This window comes from Odoribacter sp. N54.MGS-14 (assembly GCF_000980295.1).
Lineage (GTDB): Bacteria > Bacteroidota > Bacteroidia > Bacteroidales > Marinifilaceae > Odoribacter > Odoribacter splanchnicus.
Map to the genome: position 1 here is coordinate 21936 of NZ_LARL01000041.1, position 6090 is coordinate 28025.

A 6090-nucleotide genomic window follows, 5' to 3' on the forward strand; every position below is an offset into this window, starting at 1 on the left:
TACGGTTAAATAAATTCATTTTTTCGGGTGCGCCTGAGTAATCCTGCCAGGAGCAAGGAGAAAATAAATCCGGTGAATATTTTATTGAATGTTTCTGCAAAGGCAATTGTAGCAGGCGTTGTAAACGCTTTTAACATCGAGATCATATTTTCGGTGAAAGCCGAATCCGAATACACCTCTTTGAACGTCGTTTCTATTGAAGTCAGATAATTCTCCAGTAATTCCGGATGGTGACGATAGAGATAGAATACAAAGCATCCGTAGATGACCGAGGCTACAGCGATCAGATAGGTACAAGCGCCCAGTGCTTTCCCGTAAGACAGACAATTATCCGGCAATTCGTCCCGGTATTTACGAACTCCGATAAATGCTCCGACGATGGAGAGCAGCAGGATCACATTGTTCAATTGCGGATTGAGACTGACTCCCCGTCCTGAACGGTAGTAGGCATAAGCTACAGCAATAAAACTCAGTCCGACGAATAAACCGAACAGGGTATTTTGTGAAAAAAAATTCTTTTTTTTCGAAGGTTCCATGTATTTTTCTTTATCCTTACAATAAATCGGCTTGTTTACGCAGATAGATCTTTTCTCCTTCTGTCAGCGGACTGTCGGCCGACAGGTAGTTGAACCTGCAAAGATTTTTGAGCCGTACTCCGTATTGCTGTGAGATACTGTACATGGTATCTCCGGCTTTTACACGGTGGAATTCGTATCCCCGTGCCGCTTTGCTCTTTTTCTTTTTCAGGAAGACCAATTGACCGGGGTCCAGGGTACTGCTGGATTTGTCGTTGTATTGTAATAATTTTTTAAGTTTGATTCCGTAATAACCGGCAATTTTTTCAAAAGAATCGCCCGGCATTGTTTCTATACAGATAATGCCATTGCGCATTTCTTCGCGGTTACGGTAGTTGGTAGTATTCGGGTGGTCCTGGGTTGCTACACTTTGGGCAAATTCTTCTGCAGTGATCGTCGGCGGTGTACCCGGTCTTTTGATCGAGCGGTCGAATTTGTACAATTCTTCTTCTTCGATAATTTTAATCAGCATATTGGCATATTGCGGGTTGGTCGCATATCCGGCGGCTTTCAACCCTTTCGCCCAGGCTTTATAATCTGTAGTAGGAATACTGAATAAACCGGCATAACGGGGACGGCTAGTCAGAAAATCACTGTGGTCGATCCACGATTGTTCGATATTTTTATATTTCCGGAAACATTCGTCCCGGGTATCGTCGTCCATGGTATATGTATCGCCGTTCCAGGTTTCGTGGCATTTGATCCCGAAATGGTTGTTGGCATTGACGGCCAGTTCCGATTCGCCGCAACCGGATTCGAGAATACCTTGTGCAAGCGTGATGCTGGCCGGAATTCCGGTCCGTTCCATCTCGCGGATAGCTATATGTTTGTATTTGCGGATAAACTCTTTACGTTTGTCTGCCATAACATTAAAGCTGATGAGCAACAGGCTAAGCAATACCAATATTTTCATACTCTTTTTCATAACACTCACTCGTTGGCTTCAGGCATTTACCTTGCAAAAGATAAATGCTGATTTTTCAATTTCCGGTTTATAATTATTCTGTATCTTAGGGGGGTAAAAATAGTAAAAAATAGTGATGGATAAAAGAGAACTGAAAATAGATTATTTTGTGTGCCGGAATTCAGTGCCCGCATGCTATGAGGAATTGTCTGAAAAAGCTCTGGCTGCTGCCGGCAAAGCTTATTGCATCTATTCCGATTTTGCTGTCGGAGCGGCTGTTTTGCTGGAAAATGGAACGATCGTTTTAGGCAATAATCAGGAAAATGTGGCTTATCCCAGTGGACTATGTGCAGAACGGACGGCTTTATTTTATGCTAGTGCTGCTTATCCGGATGTTCCGGTCAAGGCATTGGCTATTACAGCTTGTTTTAAAGGGCGTCCCAGAAAAGAGGTCGTTTCTCCTTGCGGGGCTTGCCGGCAGGTGATGGCGGAAGTAATCCGGCGTTACGGCCGGGATTTTGATGTACTGATGATAGGTGAAGAAGAAACGGTAGTGATAAAAGCCTCTTCCTTGTTGCCTTTTAGTTTTGAATATATAGGCTGATCCGGTAACCGGGGCCCGAAGTTTTTACACCGCCTCTACCTGAATTTTTCCTTTCGGGGTAGGAGTAAATACCAGGCGTTTGTGCAGAAGGGTTTGGGTGTTGAGATTGATCACCAAAGCCGGATCGATGGTTTTTCCATTTACCCGGATTTCAAAATGTACGTGGTCGGTGGTGGCCCGGCCTGTTTCGCCGGTAATAGAAACCGGTGTACCTGCTTTCACATGATCGCCCGAACGGACCAGGTGTTTGGAATTATGGGCGTATACCGTTTCCAGGCCGTTGTAATGACGCACGACGACTACGTTGCCATAACCCCGGCTCCAACCTGTCATTCTGACGATCCCGTCGAAAGCTGCCAGAACGGTGTCCCGACGATTGATTTTCAGGTCTATGCCGGTATGATTTCTTCCATTCCGTCGTCCATAAGGAGATAATACCCTTCCGCCGGGCAGGGGAAAAACAAAAGCACCCTCTTCCAGGTCGGCCAGGTCTAATACCAATTCGGGCTGGCGGACGAAAAATTGATCGTCTGCATAACCGACCATCGTTTTTTCGATCCGGTTAAAAGAATCCCGGACTTCTGGTTTCGGTTCGAAGAATTCGACGGGCTCCGCTTTATAAAAAGCATATTCGATCGGAGAAGTTGCTAAAAGACTGTCTGGGATAGTAAATACAGGAACAGGGGTATAAGTTAACTGAGTGGGAATTGTGGCTTGACGTGAACAAGAATAAAATCCTGCCAAACTCAAAATAACAGCAACCAGTGCTCTGTTGTGCAATCTCATACTGTATCTTTTTGGTGAATATTAAGTTAGAAATGACTGTTTTTACTATTAAAAAGACAAATTAGATCATTCCTGAAACGCAAAGATAATTGAAAAAGTTTCAAAACCTACTGATTGTCTATAGATTACAACTTTATTTAACATGTTAACGTTTTCTGTTAAAGCATTGTTTTCGTTGCTTTTACCTGTTTATTTTTAATGAATTGAAGTTATTTGTACTACCTTTGTGCCCACTTTTAAATTAGGAAAAACGGGTTCGGATTTTAATAAATCGACTATGGAATGGATAAATAGTATATTGATAGAACACAGTGTCATACAGGCTGTTGTTGTGATTGCTATGATCTCGGCTTTAGGATTGGCTTTGGGAAAGATCAGCGTCTACGGGGTTTCGCTGGGGGTTACTTTTGTTTTTTTTGCCGGAATTGCGGCCGGACATTTCGGCTTATCGATAGATCCCCAAATGTTGAATTATGCCGAGAGTTTCGGATTGATTATTTTTGTTTATGCCTTGGGATTGCAGGTCGGGCCTGGTTTTTTCGGTTCGTTCCGGAAGGGAGGTATGACATTGAATATGCTTGCATTTGCTGTGATCCTGGTGGGCACGGCAATGACTTTGGGCTTTCATGTGGTGACAGGCGTGTCATTGCCCGATATGGTAGGTATATTGAGTGGTGCTGTGACCAATACCCCTGCTTTGGGGGCTGCACAGCAAACTTTGAAGCAGATGCATATCGATGCGGCTGATCCTGCTTTAGGGTGTGCGGTGACCTATCCTTTAGGAGTGGTCGGTGTCATTCTGGCGGTTATCGTATTGCGTAAGATATTTCCTCGCCGGACGGCAGAAACCGTTGTGGCAGAAGATAAAAGCAAGCACACTTTTATTGCCGGTTTTGAAGTCCGCAATCCCGGAATTTTTGGGAAGAATGTAAAAGAAGTAGCTCATCTTGCGGCACATCGATTTGTTATTTCACGCTTATGGCGCGATGGGAAAGTGACGATCCCCACTTCCGATACGGTATTGCTCGAAGGAGACCGTTTGCTGGTGATTACCACCGAGGCTGAGGAAGAATCCTTGCGTATCCTTTTCGGTGAAGAGGAAAAGGTGGATTGGAATAAAAAGGATATCGACTGGAATGCCATCGATAGCCAGTTGGTTTCCCAGCGTATTGTCGTGAGCCGTTCGGAGATCAATGGAAAGAAATTGGGATCCTTACGTTTGCGTAATCATTATGGTATCAATATCACCCGTATATATCGGGCTGGGGTACAGTTGTTGGCAACTCCCGAGCTGGTACTGCAATTGGGAGATAAATTGACCGTTGTGGGGGAAGCTGCTGCTATCAGCAATGTGGAGAAAGTGTTGGGAAACCGTATTATTAGTCTTAAAGAACCGAATTTGATCGCCGTATTTGTGGGGATTGTGTTGGGTTTGGCTGTCGGGGCTATTCCCTTTTCTATCCCCGGAGTCAGTTTCCCTGTCCGTTTGGGAATAGCAGGCGGACCGATTATCGTCGGGATTCTGATGGGGGCGTTCGGACCGCGTTTACATATGATTACTTATACGACCCGGAGCGCCAATCTGATGCTCCGGGGATTGGGACTTTCCATTTATCTGGCTTGTCTGGGGTTAGATGCCGGGGTACATTTCTTTGAGACGGTGTTTCGTCCCGAAGGGCTGCTGTGGGTAGCTTTAGGATTTACGATCACTTTTGTACCTGTTGTCCTGGTGGCCGTTATCGCTTTGAAATTGATGAAAATAGATTTCGGTTCCCTGGCAGGGATGTTGTGTGGAAGTATGGCCAATCCGATGGCGTTGAATTATGTCAATGCGACCGTCGAGGGAGATAATCCGGCCGTATCTTATGCAACGGTATATCCGCTGTCCATGTTTATCCGTGTGATTTTTGCTCAATTGATCTTAATGTTGTTTTTGTAGGTTCTGGATGTTTTTCCTGTCAGGATTTTTAAGCCCTATTTTTTATGTTGACGGGAAATACTGACGCTGGATCCGTCTTTCATCCGGATATACCCGCCGTCACTTTTGATATAACTTTTCATTTCGTTCAGATTGATCAGATGGGATTGATGTACCCGTAAAAAGTGGTAGGGGACGAGCAGCTCATCGAACTCTTTCAGCGTTTTAGAAACGACTAATTGCTGTCCGTCTTTCAGATAAAAGGTAGTATAGTTATTTTCAGCTTTACAACGGACAATAGAACCGATTTCTATAAATTCGATTTTATCGGCTAGAGAGAGGGCCGGGGTTTTGTGTTTATCCGGCAGTTTATTGTTTTGGAGTAAATGGAGCATTTGCCGGTTTTCTGCTTGGGTACTGATTTTTTTCTTCGCTTTTGTAACTGCCTGGATCAGTTCATCGATATCTGTCGGTTTAAGAATATAATCTAAGGCACTGAATTTGATGGCCTGTATCCCATAGTGGTCATAGGCAGTGACAAAGATCACTTCAAAATGAATTTCCGGCAGGTTTTCCAGTAATGAAAATCCATTGCTTCCTGGCATTTCGATATCCAGAAAAACCAATTCGGGTTGAAGGGATACAATGATTTCATAAGCTTCGGCTGCTGAACTACAGCAGTCGATAATATCGATTCCCGGGCAATGTTTCAACAGAAGTTGCCGTAGGTTTTCGCGGTTCTTTTGTTCATCTTCGGCAATAATAGCTTTTATATTCATCAGGTGACAGATTTGGTTACAAAATTGCTTCTCCGTATTTGGAGAATAACTGTTCGTAGATGTTTTTACCCTGCTCTAGTGTTGCGGTAAATTCTTTGTAAGTCATTAAATGTCATATATTTGTGTAATTGAAAAAGAAATTGTGATGTTTGTAAAGTGCCTGATTGAAAAAGCAATCGGCAGCTCCCCGGCCTTGGTCGGTGAAGCAGGCTTCTCCGATTTCGGATGATCAGAGAATCTTCCGGCATCAGCTGAATAGGGCTTACTCCGATCCCTCCTCGTGCAGGTTGGGATAAATGAATGTCAACGGTATAACTGCTGTCTGCATGAAATTCCAAGGGGTAGGAGTGATTGCCCAGGGATAATTGGGCATCTTCTGCGGACAGGGGAAACAGGGGATATAAGTGAGATGTACATTAGGGTGTAACGGGAAAGAAACTTCGATCAGACGATAGTCGTATTCGGGTTTATCCGGGGTATCTCCGGATAAAAAGGGAAGAAGTATCCGATCGGCCAGGAGGGTA

7 protein-coding genes are annotated in these 6090 nt (G+C 44.3%); 2 read left to right on the top strand and 5 right to left on the bottom strand.

The window, feature by feature from the left end; all coding sequences use genetic code 11:
- Positions 1-5: 5 nt before the first annotated feature.
- Both WS42_RS09320 and WS42_RS09325 read right to left on the bottom strand, forming a co-directional pair.
- Complete coding sequence (locus WS42_RS09320; RefSeq protein ID WP_022159748.1) at positions 6-536, bottom strand: DUF4199 domain-containing protein; 531 nt, start codon at positions 534-536, stop codon at positions 6-8.
- Positions 537-552: 16 nt separating this feature from the next.
- On the bottom strand, positions 553-1488 hold the full coding sequence (locus WS42_RS09325) for a glucosaminidase domain-containing protein (RefSeq protein ID WP_022159747.1): 936 nt from the start codon (positions 1486-1488) through the stop codon (positions 553-555).
- Positions 1489-1615: 127 nt separating this feature from the next.
- On the opposite strand from WS42_RS09325, the gene WS42_RS09330 reads away from it, so the two are divergent.
- Positions 1616-2083 (top strand): cytidine deaminase, encoded by a 468-nt coding sequence (locus WS42_RS09330; protein WP_022159746.1) that lies wholly within the window; start codon positions 1616-1618, stop codon positions 2081-2083.
- 24 nt (positions 2084-2107) lie between these two features.
- Here WS42_RS09330 and WS42_RS09335 read toward each other — a convergent pair whose 3' ends face one another.
- The gene (locus WS42_RS09335; RefSeq protein ID WP_022159745.1) at positions 2108-2869 is read right to left on the bottom strand and encodes a M23 family metallopeptidase; all 762 of its coding nucleotides are present in this window, start codon (positions 2867-2869) and stop codon (positions 2108-2110) included.
- 277 nt (positions 2870-3146) lie between these two features.
- On the opposite strand from WS42_RS09335, the gene WS42_RS09340 reads away from it, so the two are divergent.
- Entirely contained in the window at positions 3147-4808 is a 1662-nt protein-coding gene (locus WS42_RS09340) for a putative transporter (RefSeq protein WP_022159744.1), read from the top strand.
- A gap of 35 nt (positions 4809-4843) precedes the next feature.
- On the opposite strand, the gene WS42_RS09345 is transcribed toward WS42_RS09340, so the two are convergent.
- Positions 4844-5566 carry a LytR/AlgR family response regulator transcription factor gene (locus WS42_RS09345; protein ID WP_022159743.1) on the bottom strand — a complete coding sequence of 241 codons (723 nt, stop codon included), beginning with the start codon at positions 5564-5566 and terminating at the stop codon, positions 4844-4846.
- Positions 5567-5828: 262 nt separating this feature from the next.
- Positions 5829-6090 (bottom strand): hypothetical protein (locus tag WS42_RS09350; protein WP_046451015.1); only part of this gene is annotated, 262 nt, incomplete at its 5' end.

Excerpts from the sequence above, each read along its gene's own strand:
- WS42_RS09320 (WP_022159748.1), bottom strand. The coding sequence starts at position 536 with ATGGAACCTTCGAAAAAAAAGAATTTTTTTTCACAAAATACCCTGTTC.
- WS42_RS09325 (WP_022159747.1), bottom strand. The coding sequence starts at position 1,488 with ATGAAAATATTGGTATTGCTTAGCCTGTTGCTCATCAGCTTTAATGTT.
- WS42_RS09330 (WP_022159746.1), top strand. The coding sequence starts at position 1,616 with ATGGATAAAAGAGAACTGAAAATAGATTATTTTGTGTGCCGGAATTCA.
- WS42_RS09335 (WP_022159745.1), bottom strand. The coding sequence starts at position 2,869 with ATGAGATTGCACAACAGAGCACTGGTTGCTGTTATTTTGAGTTTGGCA.
- WS42_RS09340 (WP_022159744.1), top strand. The coding sequence starts at position 3,147 with ATGGAATGGATAAATAGTATATTGATAGAACACAGTGTCATACAGGCT.
- WS42_RS09345 (WP_022159743.1), bottom strand. The coding sequence starts at position 5,566 with ATGAATATAAAAGCTATTATTGCCGAAGATGAACAAAAGAACCGCGAA.